Annotated in this window: 13 protein-coding genes; 6 read left to right on the forward strand and 7 right to left on the reverse strand. The window is 66.2% G+C overall.

Translation table 11 applies throughout. The features are described from left to right. Nucleotides 1-38: 38 nt before the first annotated feature. Nucleotides 39-2,090 carry a phenylacetic acid degradation bifunctional protein PaaZ gene (gene paaZ / locus CX676_RS20170; protein WP_101754593.1) on the forward strand — a complete coding sequence of 684 codons (2,052 nt, stop codon included), beginning with the start codon at nt 39-41 and terminating at the stop codon, nt 2,088-2,090. A gap of 79 nt (nt 2,091-2,169) precedes the next feature. Here paaZ and CX676_RS20175 read toward each other — a convergent pair whose 3' ends face one another. From CX676_RS20175 to paaG, 5 genes are all read right to left on the reverse strand, one after another. After that, nucleotides 2,170-2,517, reverse strand: coding sequence for a DUF1801 domain-containing protein (locus CX676_RS20175; protein ID WP_157936016.1), 348 nt, complete (start codon nt 2,515-2,517; stop codon nt 2,170-2,172). A 75-nt stretch (nt 2,518-2,592) separates the two neighbouring features. Continuing rightward, entirely contained in the window at nt 2,593-3,192 is a 600-nt protein-coding gene (locus CX676_RS20180; RefSeq protein WP_101754595.1) for a TetR/AcrR family transcriptional regulator, read from the reverse strand. Nucleotides 3,193-3,232: 40 nt separating this feature from the next. Then, entirely contained in the window at nt 3,233-4,543 is a 1,311-nt protein-coding gene (gene paaK, locus CX676_RS20185) for a phenylacetate--CoA ligase PaaK (RefSeq protein WP_101754596.1), read from the reverse strand. A 31-nt stretch (nt 4,544-4,574) separates the two neighbouring features. Next, on the reverse strand, nt 4,575-5,024 hold the full coding sequence (gene paaI, locus CX676_RS20190) for a hydroxyphenylacetyl-CoA thioesterase PaaI (protein WP_232816695.1): 450 nt from the start codon (nt 5,022-5,024) through the stop codon (nt 4,575-4,577). Between the two features lie 11 nt (nt 5,025-5,035). Beyond that, nucleotides 5,036-5,830: a 2-(1,2-epoxy-1,2-dihydrophenyl)acetyl-CoA isomerase PaaG gene (gene paaG / locus CX676_RS20195; protein WP_101754598.1), complete on the reverse strand. Its 795-nt coding sequence runs from the start codon at nt 5,828-5,830 to the stop codon at nt 5,036-5,038. Nucleotides 5,831-6,029: 199 nt separating this feature from the next. On the opposite strand from paaG, the gene CX676_RS20200 reads away from it, so the two are divergent. From CX676_RS20200 to CX676_RS20220, 5 genes are all read left to right on the forward strand, one after another. Next, nucleotides 6,030-7,175: an ABC transporter substrate-binding protein gene (locus CX676_RS20200; protein WP_101754599.1), complete on the forward strand. Its 1,146-nt coding sequence runs from the start codon at nt 6,030-6,032 to the stop codon at nt 7,173-7,175. An 81-nt stretch (nt 7,176-7,256) separates the two neighbouring features. Then, a complete protein-coding gene (locus tag CX676_RS20205; protein ID WP_101754661.1) occupies nt 7,257-8,129 on the forward strand; it encodes a branched-chain amino acid ABC transporter permease in 873 nt (290 codons plus the stop codon). Between the two features lie 2 nt (nt 8,130-8,131). After that, nucleotides 8,132-9,088: a branched-chain amino acid ABC transporter permease gene (locus CX676_RS20210; RefSeq protein WP_101754600.1), complete on the forward strand. Its 957-nt coding sequence runs from the start codon at nt 8,132-8,134 to the stop codon at nt 9,086-9,088. After that, nucleotides 9,085-9,870 (forward strand): ABC transporter ATP-binding protein, encoded by a 786-nt coding sequence (locus CX676_RS20215; RefSeq protein ID WP_101754601.1) that lies wholly within the window; start codon nt 9,085-9,087, stop codon nt 9,868-9,870. The genes CX676_RS20210 and CX676_RS20215 overlap by 4 nt, the downstream gene beginning before the upstream one ends. Next, complete coding sequence (locus tag CX676_RS20220) at nt 9,863-10,564, forward strand: ABC transporter ATP-binding protein (RefSeq protein ID WP_101754602.1); 702 nt, start codon at nt 9,863-9,865, stop codon at nt 10,562-10,564. Before CX676_RS20215 ends, CX676_RS20220 begins: the two co-directional genes overlap by 8 nt. Nucleotides 10,565-10,571: 7 nt before the next feature. Here CX676_RS20220 and ade read toward each other — a convergent pair whose 3' ends face one another. Together ade and CX676_RS20230 are read right to left on the reverse strand one after the other, a co-directional pair. Beyond that, complete coding sequence (gene ade, locus CX676_RS20225) at nt 10,572-12,275, reverse strand: adenine deaminase (protein WP_101754603.1); 1,704 nt, start codon at nt 12,273-12,275, stop codon at nt 10,572-10,574. 124 nt (nt 12,276-12,399) lie between these two features. Further along, nucleotides 12,400-15,822, reverse strand: a complete 3,423-nt coding sequence (locus CX676_RS20230) for a PKD domain-containing protein (protein ID WP_157936017.1) — start codon at nt 15,820-15,822, stop codon at nt 12,400-12,402. Between the last annotated feature and the right edge of the window lie 583 nt (nt 15,823-16,405).

The raw sequence follows: 16,405 nt of genomic DNA on the forward strand, positions 1-16,405 counted from the left end.
CGCATCTGATCCCCCCAAAGAATTTCCGAGGAAAAGCCATGACAACACCGCGCCGACTTGAAAGCTATGTCGGTGGTCGCTGGACCGCCGGCGCGAAGGACGGAGTGCCTTTGCTGGATGCCGCCACCGGCCAGACCGTGGCGCTGATCGACTCGACCGGCATCGATTTCGGCGCCGCGCTGGCCTATGGCCGTGAGGTCGCGGGGCCGAAGCTGCGCGCCATGACCTTCCACGAGCGCGCGGCGATGCTGAAGGCACTGGGGCTGGCGCTGATGGCGATGAAGGAAGAATTCTACACCGAAAGCCTGCATACCGGCGCCACCCGCAGCGACGCCTGGGTCGATATCGAGGGCGGCATCGGCACCATGCTGACCTTTGCCTCCAAGGGCCGGCGCGAATTGCCGAATGCGCGGGTGATGGTCGATGGCGATGTCGAACTGCTGTCGCGCGACAACAGCTTCAGCGCCCAGCATATCCTGACCTCGCTGCAAGGCGTGGCGGTGCATATCAACGCCTTCAACTTCCCGATCTGGGGGATGCTGGAAAAGATCGCGCCGACGCTGCTGGCCGGGATGCCCTGTCTGGTGAAGCCCGCCAGCCAGACCGCCTACCTGACCGAGCTGATGGTGCGCCGCATCGTCGAGACCGGCATCCTGCCCGATGGCGCGCTGCAACTGGTCAGCGGCTCGGTCGGCGATCTGCTGGACCATATGACGGCGCAGGACGCGGTGACCTTTACCGGCTCGGCCTGGACCGGGCGCAAGCTGAAGGCGTATCCGGCGATCATCGCCAATTCGGTGCGCTTCACCATGGAGGCCGACAGTCTGAACGCCTCGATCCTCGGCCCCGATGCGGCGCCGGGAACGCCGGAGTTCGACCTGTTCGTGAAAGAGGTCGCCCGCGAGATGACGGTGAAGGCCGGGCAGAAATGCACCGCCATCCGCCGCGCCTTCGTGCCGCGTGCTTTCAGCGAGGCGCTGGTCGCCGCGCTTGGCGAGCGGCTGGCGAAAACCGCCGTCGGCCTGCCGGGGGAGGAGGGGACGCGCATGGGTCCGCTGGCCAGTCAGGACCAGCGTGAGGAGGTGCGCGAGCGCATCCGCGAATTGCAGGCCGTGGCCGAGATCGTCGCCGGCGATCCGGGTTCGGTGCGGCTCAGTTCGGGCGATGCCGAGGCCGGGGCCTTCCTGAACCCGGTGCTGATGTATGCCGACAAACCCTTCGACGCCGCGCCGGTTCATGATGTCGAGGCTTTCGGGCCGGTGGCGACGGTCATGCCCTATGACGGGCTCGACGAGGCGATCGCGCTGGCGAAGCTGGGCAAGGGCTCGCTGGTCTCCTCGGTCTTTACCGACGATCCACGCGTGGCCGAGGAACTGGTTCTGGGCGTCGCGCCCTGGCATGGCCGGGTGCTGATCGGCAACCGCGCCTCGGCCAAGACCTCGACCGGGCATGGCTCGCCCCTGGCGCCGCTGGTCCATGGCGGCCCGGGCCGCGCCGGTGGCGGCGAAGAAATGGGCGGCATTCGCGGCGTGAAGCACTACATGCAGCGCACGGCGGTGCAGGGCGCGCCGCGGCTTCTGTCAGCGGTGACTGGGCGCTGGATCGAGGGGGCGGATACCCAACAGGGCGAACATCCCTTCCGCAAGTCCTTGGCGGAACTCAGGATCGGCGACCAGCTGATCACCGCCAGCCGGGTCATCACCAAGGAGGATGTGGAGCATTTCGCCCATTTCACCGGCGACACCTTCTATGCCCATATGGACGAGGCGGCGGCCAAGGCGAACCCGTTCTTCGATGACCGGGTGGCGCATGGCTACCTGATCGCCTCCTTCGCGGCGGGGCTGTTCGTCGAGCCCAATCCCGGCCCGGTGCTGGCAAATTACGGCGTCGACAACATGCGCTTCCTGACCCCGGTCTATTTTGGCGACAGCCTGCAGGTGCGACTGACCTGCAAGGAGATCAACCCGCGCGAGTCGGCCGAACATGGCGAGGTGCGGTGGGATTGCCGGGTGACCAACCAGAAGGACGAGGTGGTGGCGCAATATGACGTGCTGACCATGGTGGCAAAGACCTGGCCGCTGGCCGGATGACAACAGGGCAGGGGGCGCTGCCCCCCGCCGGTTCCGCCGGATCAGGAAGGCCCGGCCCATCGCAGGTGGCGCCATTGCCCTATCCGGCAGCATCCAGCGCGATGGCCTCGCTGACCAGCTGCGCCAGCTTTCGCCGATCCGGATCGGTTCCCAAGGGCAATTTCACATGCCGCATCTGTACACCGCTTCCCTCCAGCAACCCATCAGGATCGCTCAGCCTTGCGCCCTTCGAGAAGCCCAGTGACACGTGTCCCTTTGCCGTCTGGATGTAGCAGACCATCGACCTGCCCGAATAGCATGGCTGACCCCATTTGAGCTCCTCGCCCAGCCCTGCATCCTGCGAGAGGACGATATCCCGCAACGCCGCAGCAAGTTTTCGCTGGTCCTCGATCAGACCGGAGAACCACTTTTCGACTGCAGGTGTCATGGAGGCCACCCCATCAATCCGCATCCTTGATGATGGCATCCTAGCAGATTTTGGCCGCGATCAAGGGACCGACCGTCAGCGGACCGACTTGATGCCCTCGAGGATCAGCGTGGTGGCCACGTCGGCATAATCATCGCGGCTGATCCGGCCGCCATCCTTGAACCACATGTAGACCCAGTTCATCATGCCGAAAAGCGACATGGTGACGGGCTGCAACAGGGGCCGTTCGCGGTCGTCGAGGTCGGGGTTGATCTCGCGCAGCACGGCGGCAAAGCGGCGGACGATGCGGCGCTCGATCTCGTGGATCTGCGCCTTCTGCTCGTCCGAAAGCTGCGAGGCGGCGTTCAGCTGGACCTTGTGCTGGTTGTCGGCGCCGCGATATTGCATCAGCACGCTGCCGACCAGCACCCTGAGCCGCGCCTCGGGCGTCAGCGCCGGGTCATCGGCGGCCTCGATCGCCTCGTCCAACTCTTGCAGATGGGTGATGATGATCGCGAAGATCAGCGCGTCCTTGCCGGGATAGTAATGGTAAAGCAGCGCCTTGGACACCTGCCCATGCGCCGCGATCTGGGCCATGGAAGCTTTTTCCATGCCCTGTTCGGCGAAGACCTCGGCGGCGCTGTCCAGGATGCCGCGTCGTTTTTCCTCGAAATCGATCGCTCGTGTCCGAGCCATGAACTCTCCTTCGCGTCACCTGCCCCGGGGCAGTCTGCTGTCATTCCTTGGGGCGGTTGTCCACCACCCGCTTGGCCTTGCCCTCGGACCGCGCCACGCCGTTCGGCTCGAGCACGTTGACCTTGGTCGAGACGCCGACCACGCTCTTGATGTGATGCACCAGGTCCTTCGCCGCCTTGGCCCGGGCGTCGTCGCTGGACTGATCGGGGGTGCATTCGACATGGACGGTCATGTTGTCCATGCGCCCCGCGCGGGTCAGCTCGATCTGGAAATGCGGGGCGAGACCCGCGCATTTCAGGATCTGCTCCTCGATCTGGGTGGGGAAGACATTGACGCCGCGCAGGATGATCATGTCGTCGCTGCGCCCGGTGATCTTCTCGATCCGGCGATGGGTGCGGGCGGTGCCGGGCAGGATGCGGGTCAGGTCGCGGGTGCGATAGCGCACCATCGGCAGGGCTTCCTTGGTCAGCGTGGTGAAGACCAGCTCGCCCATCTCGCCATCGGGCAGCACCTCGCCGGTCTCGGGGTTGATGATCTCGGGATAGAAATGATCCTCCCAGACATGCAGCCCGTCCTTGGTCTCGACGCATTCCTGCGCCACGCCCGGACCCATGATCTCGGACAGGCCATAGATGTCGACCGCCTGCATGTTGAAGGCCTGCTCGATCTCCTCGCGCATGGCATTGGTCCAGGGCTCGGCCCCGAAGATGCCGACCTCGAGCGAGCTTTCGCGCGGGTCGAGGCCCTGGCGGTGGAACTCGTCGAGGATCGACAGCATGTAGCTGGGCGTCACCATGATGATGCGCGGCTTGAAATCGTTGATCAGCGTCACCTGCCGCTCGGTCATGCCGCCCGACATCGGCACCACGGTGCAGCCAAGGCGCTCGGCCCCGGCATGGGCGCCGAGCCCGCCGGTGAAGAGGCCATATCCATAGGCATTGTGCAGCATGTCGCCCGGCCGCCCGCCCGCCGCCCGGATCGAGCGGGCGACGAGGTTGGCCCAGTTGTCGATATCGCCGGTGGTATAGCCGACCACGGTGGGCTTGCCGGTGGTCCCGGACGAGCCGTGGATGCGCGCCAGTTTCGACTGCGGCACGGCGAACATGCCGAAGGGATAGCTGTCGCGCAGGTCCTGCTTCACGGTGAAGGGGAACTTGGCCAGATCGGCCAGCGTCTTCAGGTCCTCGGGGTGGATATCCGCCTCGATGAAGCGCTTGCGGTAGAAGGGCGAGTTCTCATAGGCATGTTTCAGCGAGCGCTTCATCCGGTGGAATTGCAGCGCCGCGATCTCGTCGCGCGAGGCGGTTTCGATCGGGTCGAGCTCTCGGGTCTGGCGGGATGTGGGGTGCATGGAATCCTCCCTTGCAAAGATCGCGGTCCGGTCAGTCCTCGACCGGCAGATGGGTGCCCTTGACGCTGCGCGAATGGCCGCGGAATTCGGCCACGTGCACGCCATCCTGGTTGGTCAGGCGAATGTCATAGATGCCCGAGCGGCCGCGGCGCGAGACCTCGGTCGCGGTGGCGGTCAGCCGGTCGCCGATGCGGCCCGGTTCCAGAAAGGTCACGCTGCAATGCTGCGCCACGGTCAGGGTGTTGTAGCTGTTGCAGGCAAAGGCAAAGGCGCTGTCGGCCAGCGTGAACATATAGCCGCCGTGGCAATTGCCGTGACCGTTCGACATGTCGGCGGTGATGGTCATCGACAGCGTCGCCGCGCCCGGGGCGATATGGTCAAGGTTCATGCCAAGGCGCTGGCTGGCCGAATCGTCGTTCCACATGGCGCGGGCCGAGGCTTCTGCCAGTTCCTGCGGGGTCATCTCGCGGACAGGTTTCATTGGCGCGCTTGTCATTGACCCGTGAACTCCGGCTTGCGTTTCTCGAGGAAGGCGGTGACGCCCTCGGCGTAATCGGCGCTGTGGCCGGCGCGCTGCTGGGCGTCGCGTTCCAGGTCGAGCTGGTCGTCGAAGCTGCTGGTGGCGGCGGCCTGGATCAGCTCCTTGGTCAGGCCCAGCCCAAGGGTCGCGCCGGCGGCCAGCCGCGCGGCGAGGGCCTGCGCCTCGGTCATCAGCGCCTCGTCATCGACGGCCTTCCAGATCAGCCCCCAGTCGGCGGCAGTCTCGGCCATCAGCGGCTCGGCGGTCAGCATCAGCGCCTTGGCGCGGGGCTCGCCCAGAATGCGCGTCAGGCTCCAGGTGCCGCCGGAATCGGGAACCAGCCCGATCTTCGAGAAGGCCTGGATGAATTTCGCCGAGCGCGCTGCCAGCACGATGTCGCAGACCAGCGCCATGTTCGCCCCGGCCCCCGCCGCCACGCCGTTCACCGCGCAGATGACGGGCTTCGACAGCGAGCGGATCATCCGCATGTTGGGGTTGTAGAACCGTTCCAGCGTCGAACCCAGATCGGGCTTCGGTCCGCCCTTGCGCGGATCGCGATTGCCCAGATCCTGCCCGGCGCAGAAGCCGCGCCCGGACCCGGTCAACAGCACCGCCCGCACGTCCTGATCGTCATGCGCCCGCTGCAGCCCTTCGCGCAGCGCAAGGTGCATCTCCTCGTCAAAGGCATTCAGCTTGTCGGGGCGGTTCAGGGTCAGCGTCAGCACGCCATCGGCAAGCGCCGACAGCACGGTCCGGGAACTGGTCATGGTCGTCCTCCTTGCCCGAAAATTGTCGGGCCCTCGCAGAAATGTGTTGCATAGACCGACCGGTCGGTCAATGATAAATGTAACGCAACGTCAGGACCGCCTTGGGGGAGGAGCGCATGACGACAATCTGCGACGGCCGCCGACCGGTCAACAGGACGATCGCGCGCTGACCCATAATCAACGCTCTGGGAGGAGCCCCATGAAAACGACCCTGACCACCACCGCCCTGTCGACGCTGCTGGCGCTTGGCCTTGCCACGGCGGCCTCGGCCGAGATCCGCATCGGTGCCACCCTGTCGGCCACCGGCCCCGCCGCCTTCCTCGGCGACCCCGAGGCGAAGACGTTGGAGATGCTGGTCGAGGAGGCCAATGCCGCCGGCGGGCTGAACGGCGAGGAAATCGCGCTGGTCCTCTATGACGATGGCGGCGACCCGAACAAGGCGCGCACCTTCGCCACCCGCCTGGTCGAGGATGACGAAGTGGTCGCCATCATCGGCGGCTCGACCACCGGCACCACGATGTCGATCGCCTCGGTTGCCGAGGATGCCGAGATCCCGTTCATCTCGCTGGCCGGTGCCATCGAGATCATCGACCCGGTCCGCCCCTTCACCTTCAAGACCCCGCATACCGACCGCATGGCCTGCGAAAAGATCTTCGAGGACATGCAGAAGCGCGAGATCACCACCATCGGCATGATCTCGGGCACCGACGGCTTCGGCGCCTCGATGCAGGCGCAGTGCAAGGACGTGGTTGGGAATTACGGCATCACCATCGCCGCGGACGAGACCTATAATCCGACCGATGCCGACATGACCGCGCAGCTGACCAAGATCAAGAATACTGCGGGCGTGCAGGCGGTGCTGAACCCGGGCTTCGGTCAGGGCCCGTCGATCGTCACCCGCAACTACAAGCAGCTGGCCATCGAGCTGCCGCTCTACCAGTCGCATGGCGTTGCTTCGGACGGGTTCATCGAGCTGGCCGGCGCCGATGCCGCCAATGGCGTGCGCCTGCCGGGTACCGCGCTGCTGGTGCCGGGCCTTCTGGCGGCGGATGATGCGCAAAAGTCGGTCGTTGATGCCTACAAGGCTGCCTTCGAGGGCAAGTACAGCACCCCGGTCAGCACCTTCGGCGGCTATGCCAATGACGCCTGGCTGATCCTGTCGAACGCCATCACCACGGCGGGCGAGGCCGATCCGGCGGCGATCCGCGATGCCATCGAGGCGACCACCGGCCTCGCCGGCACCACCGGCATCTACAACATGAGCGCCGAGAACCATCTGGGTCTCGACCTCTCGGCCTTCCGCATGCTGGAAATCAAGGATGGCGGCTGGACCCTGGTCGAGTGATCCGCGCGCCCCGCGCCCCTCATGGGCGCGGTGGCTTTCACCGGGCCGCGTGACGGCCTGCCCTGCCTGCCGGAGAGCCTCATGTCCGAGCTTCTGCAATTCCTCTTTTCCGGGGTGACTGTCGGCGCGGTCTACGCGCTGGTCGCGCTTGGCTTTACCATCATCTACAACGCCTCGGACGTGGTGAACTTCGCCCAGGGCGAGTTCGTCATGCTGGGCGGGATGCTGACCTTCGCCGGCTCGGCGGCGGGCCTGCCGCTGCTGCTGGCGGCGGTGATCGCCATCCTTGCGACGGCGGCGATGGGCGTCTTGATGAATAAGTTCGCCATCGAGCCCGCGCGCGGCGCGCCGGTCGTGTCGCTGATCATCATCACCATCGGCGCCTCGATCTTCATTCGCGGCGGCACGCAGCTGATCTTCGGCAAGCAGATCCACACCTATCCCTCGATCTCGGGCGACACGCCGATCCGCATCATGGGCGCAACGATCCTGCCGCAAAGCCTGTGGGTGATCCTCGGCGCGGTGCTGGTCTTCATCGGGCTGTGGCTGTTCTTCACCCGCACCCTTCTGGGCCGGGCGGTGCTGGCGACCTCGAACAACCGGCTGGCGGCGCAGTTGGTGGGCATCAACACCAATTTCGTCATGACCCTGTCCTTCGCGCTGTCGGCTGGCATTGGCGCGCTAGCCGGGGTGCTGATCAGCCCGATCACCATGACCTCCTATGATGTGGGGCTTGCGCTGGCACTGAAGGGCTTCGCCGCCGCCATGCTGGGCGGCATGGGCAATCCCAAGGGCGCGCTGGTCGGCGGGCTGTTGCTGGGACTGATGGAGGCGCTGACGGCGGGATACCTCTCCTCGCAATACAAGGACGCGGCGGCCTTCATCATCATCCTCGCGGTCCTCTTCTTTATGCCGCAGGGCCTCTTTGGCCGCAAATCGACCGAGCGGGTGTGACCATGAAACTCTCGTCCAAGCATGTCACCCTGCTGGTCCTGCTGGCCCTCGTGGCGATCAGCCCGATGCTGTTTCCCTCGGGCTATTACTACCGGGTCGGCGCGCTGATCTTCGTCAACGCCATCGCCGTCACCGGCATCGTCATCCTGACCGGCTATGCCGGCCAGATCAGCCTTGGTCATGCGGGTTTCGCCGGCATCGGCGCCTATGCCTGCGCGCTGGCCCCGGTGCATCTGGGCCTGCATCCGGCGCTGGCCGCGGTGCTGGGCGCGCTGATCTCGGCGGTCCTTGCCTGGCTGGTCGGTCGTCCGATCCTGCGGCTGAGGGGCTATTACCTCGGCGTTGCCACGCTTGGTTTCGGCATCCTCGTCTCGATGGTGCTGAACAATGAACGGCAGCTGACCGGTGGTCCCGACGGGATGGAGGTGCCCGATCTGGGCCTGCGCGGCGTGCTGAAGGACTGGGGCCTTGACCTCACGAATGGCCAGTTCTGGTATTTCTTCAGCGGCATCTGCCTGCTGATCGGGGCCTGGCTGGCGCTGAACCTCTATCACAGCCCGACGGGCCGGGCGCTGCGCGCGTTGCACGGGTCCGAGATCGCCGCCCGCGTCGTCGGCGTCGATGTGGCCCGCGAAAAGCTGAAGGCCTTCGTCATCTCGGCGGTCTATGCCTCGGCCTCGGGCTCGCTGCTCGCGTTGCAGAACAAGTTCATCACCCCCGATGTCGCCGGCTTCATGCACTCGATCGAGATGGTGACGATGGCGGTTCTGGGCGGCGTCGGCTCGGTCCTTGGCGCGGTCTTCGGCACGGCGGTCCTGACGCTGCTGCCGCAGGTGCTGACCGCCTTCGGCGAATATGAACAGCTGATCCTCGGGCTGGTGATGATGCTGGTGATGATCTTCCTGCCGGCGGGCCTCCTGCCGTCGATCCTGCGCAAACTCCGGGGGGCCGAGGCATGAGCGAACATCTTCTGTCGATCGAGGGGCTCGGCATCACCTTCGGCGGGCTGAAGGCCGTCGATGATGTCAGCTTCACCGTCCGTCCGGGCGAGATCGTCTCGGTCATCGGCCCGAACGGGGCGGGCAAGACCACGCTCTTTAACATGATCTCGGGCATCTACCTGCCGGGGCGCGGCAAGGTCATGCTGGGGGGCGAGGACGTGACCGGCCTGGCACCGAACCTTCTGGCGCAGCGCGGCATGTCGCGGACCTTCCAGAACCTGCAGATCTTCCAGTCGATGACCGTGCTGGAGAACGCCATCGCCGGCTATCACCTGACCGAGCGCGGATCGGTGCTGGCCGACCTTCTGAACCTCCCGGGCTCGCGCCGCCGCGCTGCGGCGGCGGCGGAGGGCGCGCGGGCGCTGCTGGCCCGCGTTGGTCTGGACCGGGCGGCGGATCGCGAAGCCGGCAGCCTGTCCTATGGCGCGCTGAAGCGGCTGGAAATCGCCCGGGCGCTGGCGCTGTCGCCGAAAATCCTGCTGCTCGATGAACCCGCCGCCGGCTGCAACGCCGTCGAGACCGAGGAGATCGATCACCTGATCGCCGAGGTCGCGGCATCGGGCGTCGCCATCCTGCTGGTCGAGCATGACATGAAGATGGTCATGCGCATCTCGAACCATATCGTCGTGCTGGACCATGGCGAGAAGATCGCTGAGGGCGAGCCCGCCGCGATCAGCCGCGACCCGGCGGTCATCGCCGCCTACCTGGGAACGGAAGCAGGGGAGACCGCCGATGCTTAAGGTCGAAGGCTTGCGGTCGAAATACGGCCGGATCGAGGTGCTGCACGGGATCAATCTGACCGTCGATTCGGGCGAGATCGTGACCGTGGTGGGGGCCAATGGCGCGGGCAAGACCACGCTGCTCAAGTGCCTCTCGGGCATCCAGCCAGTCTCGGCGGGCGCGATCCATTTCCGCGGCGAGGCGCTGACCACCGTGCCTGCCTACAAGCGTATCCATCGCGGTCTGGCGCAATCGCCCGAGGGGCGGCAGATCTTCACCAACCTGACGGTCGAGGAGAACCTGCGGCTTGGCGCCTATCAATACCGCGATGACCGGGTCGAGAAGGACATGGACGAAGCTTTCCACATGTTCCCGATCCTGCGCGAGAAGCGCAATCTGGCGGCGGGCGGATTGTCGGGCGGCCAGCAGCAGATGCTGGCCATGGCCCGTGCACTGATGGCGCGACCGGCCTGTCTGCTGCTGGACGAGCCGTCGATGGGCCTTGCGCCGATCATCGTGCAGCAGATCTTCGACGTGGTCAGCGAACTGAAATCGCTTGGGGTCACCGTGCTCTTGGTCGAACAGAACGCCTTCGGCGCGCTGAAGATCGCCGACCGGGGCTACGTGATGGAGACCGGCCAGATCACCATGGAGGGCCCGGCCGCCGAGCTGATCGCCGATCCGCGCATCCGCGGAGCCTATCTGGGGGTGTGAGCCGCGGCTAGGGCATCACCTCGAAGCGGTCGACATCGACCATGCCGTGATCGGTGATCTTCAGATGCGGGATCACCGGCAGGGCAAGGAAGGCCATCTGCAGGAACGGCTCCTCCAGCGTGACCCCCAGCCCCAGCGCGGCGGCGCGCAACCCGCGCAGCTGCTGTTCGACCACCTCGAAGGGCTCGAGGCTCATCAGCCCGGCGATCGGCAGTGCCAGTTCCGCCAGCACCTCGCCGCCCTCGGCCACGACAAAGCCGCCCTCGATCTCGGCCAGCCGCTGTGCGGCCAGCGCCATGTCGCCATAGTCGACGCCCACGGCGATGATGTTGTGGTGGTCATGGCAGACCGTGGCGGCGATGGCGCCCTTGGTCATGCCAAAGCCGCGCACGAAGCCGTTGGCGATATTGCCGTTCCTGCCATGCCGGTCGATCACCGTGACGCGGGCCAGGTCGCGGGCCGGATCGGGGCGCTTGTCGCCGCTGTCGGGGGTGATCTCTTCGGTCAGATGCTCGGTGATGATCTTGCCCGGCAGGATACCAATCACCGGGGTGTCAGTGCGGTTGCCGGCATAGCGGAAGGACTCGGCGCTGATCGTCGGCGGCTTGACCGAGTGCCGCGCCACTGGCGCAACCGTGCCGCGCGCCGCGAAGGCAGCGTCACCGACCACCCGCCCACCGGCGATGACCAGATCCGCACGGCATAGGGCCAGATCCGCCAGCACCACGATATCGGCGCGCTTGCCCGGTGCGATCTGGCCACGATCCTTCAATCCGAAGGCCTCGGCCGCGGACAGGCTGGCGGCGCGATAGGCTACCAGCGGCTCGACCCCGGCAGCAATGGCGGTGCGGATCATGTAATCCAGATGCCCATGCTCGGCGATGTCCAGCGGGTTGCGGTCATCGGTGCAAAGGCAGAGATAGGGGGAATTCCGCTCGGTCATCAGCGGGATCAGCGCGGTCAGGTCTTTCGAAACCGAGCCCTCGCGGATCAGCACCCGCATCCCCTTCTGCAGCTTCTCGCGCGCCTCGGCGGCCGTGGTCGCTTCGTGCTCGGTGCGGATGCCGGCGGATAGATAGGCGTTCAGATCCTTGCCCCGGACCAGGGGCGCATGGCCGTCGATATGGCGGCCACGAAAGGCCTCGAGCTTGGCCAGCGCGCCGGGGTCCTTGTGGATCACGCCCGGGTAATTCATGAACTCGGCCAGCCCGATCACCGCCGGATGATCCATCAGCGGGGTCAGATCGCCCACCTCGAGCCGGGCGCCAGCCGTCTCCATCGTGGTCGAGGGCACGCAGGAGGAAAGCTGCACCCGGATATCCATCAGCGTATGGGCGCTCGCCTCGAGGAAATAGCGGATGCCGGCGAGGCCCGCGACATTGGCGATCTCGTGGGGGTCGCAGATGGCGGTGGTGACGCCCTTGGGGCAGACGCAGCGGTCGAATTCGAAGGGCGTGACGCAAGAGCTTTCGATATGCAGATGCGTGTCGATGAAGCCCGGCACGAGGATTTTTCCGCTGACATCGATGACCTCGCGCCCCTCGTAATCGGCGCAGGTGCCAACGATGGTATTGCCGCAGATCGCCACATCCCCCTCGAGCAGATCGCCGGTCACCAGATCCAGCACCCGCCCGCCGCGCAGCACCAGGTCGGCCGGTTCGCGGCCATGGGCCTGATCGATCAGGTCGGGAAGGGGCGGAAGGGTCGGCATGGCGGCACCTGCATCAGCCGGGATGGCTGGCCTGCGGTTGTCGGCCAAGGGGCGGGCCTTGTAAAGAGAGGCCCCGCCCACCGGGACGGCGGGCTGCGCAGGCAGACAGGTCTGGTCGGAGCGATCAGAAGTCCTGCCGATAGGTCAGATCGACCGAACAGGCCTCATAATCGTCCTGCCCGATGCCGTCATAGCGGGCCGCGAGGCGCAGCCAGCCCCGGTTCACCATATCATAGTCGACCACCAGCTCGATCCCGCCGCGCCAGTCCTCCCTGCGCGCGTTCAGCGCCCGGGTCCGGGAATAGGTACCCGACAGCCCGCCGCTCAGCGTCATCACCCCATTCTTGACCGCGATCGGCACCTCGAGACCCAGCCCGAATTCAGCCTCGGTCATGATCACCTGCTGCCCGGCCACGGCATCGCCGCTTCTGTCGCGATAGGCATCCAAACTGTCCTTCAGATGCGACAGGTCCAAAGAGGGGATCAGTACGGCACCATTGCCGATTCCATGGCGACCCTCGATCCCGGCGGTCATGAGCCAGCGTTTGCCCTCCACGTCATCCTCGGTCAGACCTGGCAGGGTTACCGTGTTGTCGATCTGGCCCCAGAGTGCCGAGGCCGAGAAGACCAGCGGCTGATCTGCCATGCGCCCGACCCAATAGGGTCCGACCAGCCAGCCATCGCCTTCGAACCGGCCCATCGGTTCACTGACATCGGTCTTGCTGCGGTCAAGCTGCAGCATGGCGCCGATCAGGTTGTTGGTCTCGCGATGGAGATGCGCCCCCAGCGCCAGGTTCACATAGTCGCTCTCGGCCCCCTCGATATCGGACCATTCGCCCTTGGCATTGATCCACCAGCCCGCCTCCGAGACATAGGCGATGTCGATCGTGCCGCTGCCCGCCAGCATCATTGCGTCGCCGGTGCCGCCCCCCGGGTCAAAGTAGCTGCGCAGCTTGGGCTGCGCGGCGATCAGGGCACGGCCGCGCGCCGTCATCCCCTGGGCTGCGACCTCACGGGCCATCTCTGCCAGATTGGCGCGGATGGTCAGCGGCGGGGCGGCAAGGCTGGGATTGCCGGCCGCATCCTCGGCCGCGCCCTCGGGCAGGGCGACCGTCAGGCTTTCGCCTGTGGCTGGGGTGGTGATCCGCGCGCTGTAGCTTGCGCCCGACCCCGACAGCGAGACCACCCGGCCATTGCCGCGCAGGTCGCCCGCCACCAACCCGCTGACCGGTTCCGAGAAGCGGATGGTGATGGTGATGGTGTCGCCCGGCACAAAGCTGTCGCCGGCATAGGCCAGTTCGGCGGTCGGCGGCGTGGCATCACCGGGTGGCAGCACCATGACCCGCAGGCTATCCGTCGGTGACGGGTCGATGCCGTCATGCACCGAGAGGCTGAAGCTCAGCGCCTCTGCCGCTTCGCCCGGTTCGAGCAAGGGTGCGGTAAACTGCGCGATGGGCTGGTCGTCCCCGCTCAGCACCACCGAGGGGCCGTCGGTCTGCGTCCACAGATAGCTCAGGCTCTGTCCCGTGTCATTGGCCGAGGAAGCGCCCCCATCCAGGCGCACCACCGCCCCCGACGCCACTTCGAGATCGCCGCCTGCACGGGCGGTGGGCAGGGTATTTGCTGCGGCCTGAATGGTGATCTGGACGGTGGACTGGGCCGAGACCGAAACCCCGTCATCGACGGTCAGCTGGAAGGTCAGAACCGCATTCGGCGATCCGGCGGGTAGGACCGGCGGATCAAAGCGGGGATTGGGCGAGGTCGGATCGTCGAGCACCACCGCAGGGCCGGCTGTCTGGGTCCAGAGATAGGTCAGGCTCTGCCCCGTGTCGTTGGCCGAAGAGGCCCCGGCATCCAGCGTCACCGTGCTCCCCGAGGCAACCGTCTGGGGTGGCCCGGCATCCGCTGTCGGCGGGGTGTTCGGCTCGGCGGTGACGGTGATCCGGACCATGTTCGGGGCAGAGGTTGCGATCCCGTCATTCACCACCAGGCAGAAGACCAGCATCTCCATCGGCCCCGTCACCGGCACCGTCGGCGCGGTGAAGCTGGGTGTGGCGCTGGTCGCATCGCTGAGCACCACGGTCGGCCCGTCGGTCTGGGTCCAGAGGTAGGTCAGGGTCTGCCCGGCATCATTGGCAGAGGACGCGCTGCCGTCCAGCATCGCGCTGGCGCCCGACGCAAGCGTCTGGCCCGGCCCGGCACTGGCCGTCGGCGGCGTGTTCGGCGGCGGGGTGACGGTAATCTGGATCGTATCGGCGGTGGAGTCCTCGACCCCGTCATTCACCACGAGGCTGAAGGTCAGCACCTCCGGCGCAGCCCCCACGGCCAGCGTGGGCGCGCTAAAGCCGGGCGAGGCGACCGAGGCATTGTCGAGCGTGACCGCCGTGCCGCCGGTCTGGGTCCAGGCATAGGTCAGGCTTTGCCCGGCATCATTGGCGGACGACGCGCTGCCATCCAGCGTCACGCCGGCACCCGACGCAAGCGTCTGGTCCGTCCCGGCACTGGCTGTCGGCGCCGTGTTCGGCGGCGGGGTGACGGTGATCTGCACCGTGTCGGCAGGGGAGGCCTCGACCCCGTCATGCACCACGAGGCTGAAGGTCAGCAACATTGGCGCATCGCCCACATTCAGCGTCGGCGCGGTGAAGCCGGGCGTGACGCTGGTGGCATCGCCGAGCGAGACCGCCGTGCCGCCAGTCTGGGTCCAGGCATAGGTCAGGCTCTGCCCGCCATCATTGGCCGAGGAGGCCGAACCGTCCAGCGTCCCAGCTGCGCCCGAGGCGAGGGACTGATCCGGCCCGGCACTGGCCGTGGGCGGGATGTTCGGTGGCGGGGTGCTCGGCGGCGGAGTGACGGTGATCTCAACCGTGTCAGCGACGGAGTCCTCGATCCCGTCATTCACCACGAGGCTGAAGCTCAGCACCACCGGCGTATCCCCCATGTTCAGCGTCGGGGCGGTGAAGCCGGGCGATGCGATCGAGGCATTGCTGAGCGAGACCGTGGTGCCACCGGTCTGGACCCAGGCATAGGTCAGGCTTTGCGCGGCATCATTGGCCGAGGAGGCGCTGCCATCCAGCGTCACGCCATCGCCCGAGGCGACCGTCTGGTCGGGCCCGGCATTGGCCGTCGGTTGGGTGTTCGGCGGCGGGGTGACGGTGATCTGCACCGTGTCGGCGGTGGAGGAGGCAATCCCGTCATTCACGATGAGGCTGAAGCTCAGCACCTCGGGCGCATCCCCTGCATTCAGCGTCGGCGCGATGAATGCGGGCGCGACGCTGGTGGCATCGTCAAGCGAGACCGCCGCACCCCCTGTCTGGGTCCAGGCATAGGTCAGGCTTTGCCCGGCATCATTCGCCGAAGAAGCCGAACCGTCCAGCGTCCCGGGGTCGCCCGAGGCGAGGGACTGATCCGGTCCGGCAACGGCCGTCGGCGGGTGCTCGACCGCAACGCGGGTGTTGATGAAGCTTGTCGAGAGCAGACCGCTCAGCGCAAGCTCGTAGCGATAGGTCACGGGGTCTTCCGGCGTGATCGCATCGAAGATGACACCCATGTAGTCGTCCGTGACATGGGTTCCGGTTGCGCCGTTCTGCGAGATGATGGTGACGCTGCTAAAGCCGCAGTTCTGTTTCAGCGAGTCCGCGGTGATGGGGTTGCTGGCGTAAGGGACACCGCCGGAGTAGAAATAGCTGCCTCCGACATCTTCATTAGGCGACTGAAACCAGATCCATGCGAGTTGGGTGACGTGGTTGTACACCTCGAAACTGCAGTTGGGGAACGCTTCCCGGCCCAAAGGCGTCGGATGCTGGAAAATGTACTGCGGACCAAATGCCCGGGCCCCGGGGGCACCGAAGACGGCAAAGAGCGGTGTGAGGATGAGCAGGCACAAACCCGGCAGAGGACGCATTCCGACCCTTTGATTTCGCGGGGAATCCCGCATGGTTGCGCCAAGCTTTTTACCGAAAAGTCGTAAAACAACTGCTAACAGCCTCTGACCGGGGGAGGCGGCTGCGCAGCCCGAGGCAGTGCCTGCATCACGCAGCCTTTGACTCTCGGCCTCCCGGCGGCTAAGGCAGCGGATCGGCTGTTCTGGGATGCGTGCGAGAGGTTGGAGGCGCGCGGACGGGACCGGGCCG

Origin of the sequence: Paracoccus zhejiangensis (genome assembly GCF_002847445.1) — a bacterium.
Classification (GTDB): domain Bacteria; phylum Pseudomonadota; class Alphaproteobacteria; order Rhodobacterales; family Rhodobacteraceae; genus Paracoccus; species Paracoccus zhejiangensis.

What these genes read in the sequence shown, in the direction of transcription:
- CX676_RS20215 (WP_101754601.1), top strand. Translation starts at nt 9,085, where the DNA reads ATGAGCGAACATCTTCTGTCGATCGAGGGGCTCGGCATCACCTTCGGC.
- paaG (WP_101754598.1), bottom strand. Translation starts at nt 5,830, where the DNA reads ATGACCAGTTCCCGGACCGTGCTGTCGGCGCTTGCCGATGGCGTGCTG.
- paaK (WP_101754596.1), bottom strand. Translation starts at nt 4,543, where the DNA reads ATGCACCCCACATCCCGCCAGACCCGAGAGCTCGACCCGATCGAAACC.
- paaI (WP_232816695.1), bottom strand. Translation starts at nt 5,024, where the DNA reads ATGAAACCTGTCCGCGAGATGACCCCGCAGGAACTGGCAGAAGCCTCG.
- CX676_RS20175 (WP_157936016.1), bottom strand. Translation starts at nt 2,517, where the DNA reads ATGACACCTGCAGTCGAAAAGTGGTTCTCCGGTCTGATCGAGGACCAG.
- CX676_RS20230 (WP_157936017.1), bottom strand. Translation starts at nt 15,822, where the DNA reads ATGGGTGTCATCTTCGATGCGATCACGCCGGAAGACCCCGTGACCTAT.
- CX676_RS20200 (WP_101754599.1), top strand. Translation starts at nt 6,030, where the DNA reads ATGAAAACGACCCTGACCACCACCGCCCTGTCGACGCTGCTGGCGCTT.
- CX676_RS20220 (WP_101754602.1), top strand. Translation starts at nt 9,863, where the DNA reads ATGCTTAAGGTCGAAGGCTTGCGGTCGAAATACGGCCGGATCGAGGTG.
- paaZ (WP_101754593.1), top strand. Translation starts at nt 39, where the DNA reads ATGACAACACCGCGCCGACTTGAAAGCTATGTCGGTGGTCGCTGGACC.
- CX676_RS20205 (WP_101754661.1), top strand. Translation starts at nt 7,257, where the DNA reads ATGTCCGAGCTTCTGCAATTCCTCTTTTCCGGGGTGACTGTCGGCGCG.
- CX676_RS20210 (WP_101754600.1), top strand. Translation starts at nt 8,132, where the DNA reads ATGAAACTCTCGTCCAAGCATGTCACCCTGCTGGTCCTGCTGGCCCTC.
- ade (WP_101754603.1), bottom strand. Translation starts at nt 12,275, where the DNA reads ATGCCGACCCTTCCGCCCCTTCCCGACCTGATCGATCAGGCCCATGGC.
- CX676_RS20180 (WP_101754595.1), bottom strand. Translation starts at nt 3,192, where the DNA reads ATGGCTCGGACACGAGCGATCGATTTCGAGGAAAAACGACGCGGCATC.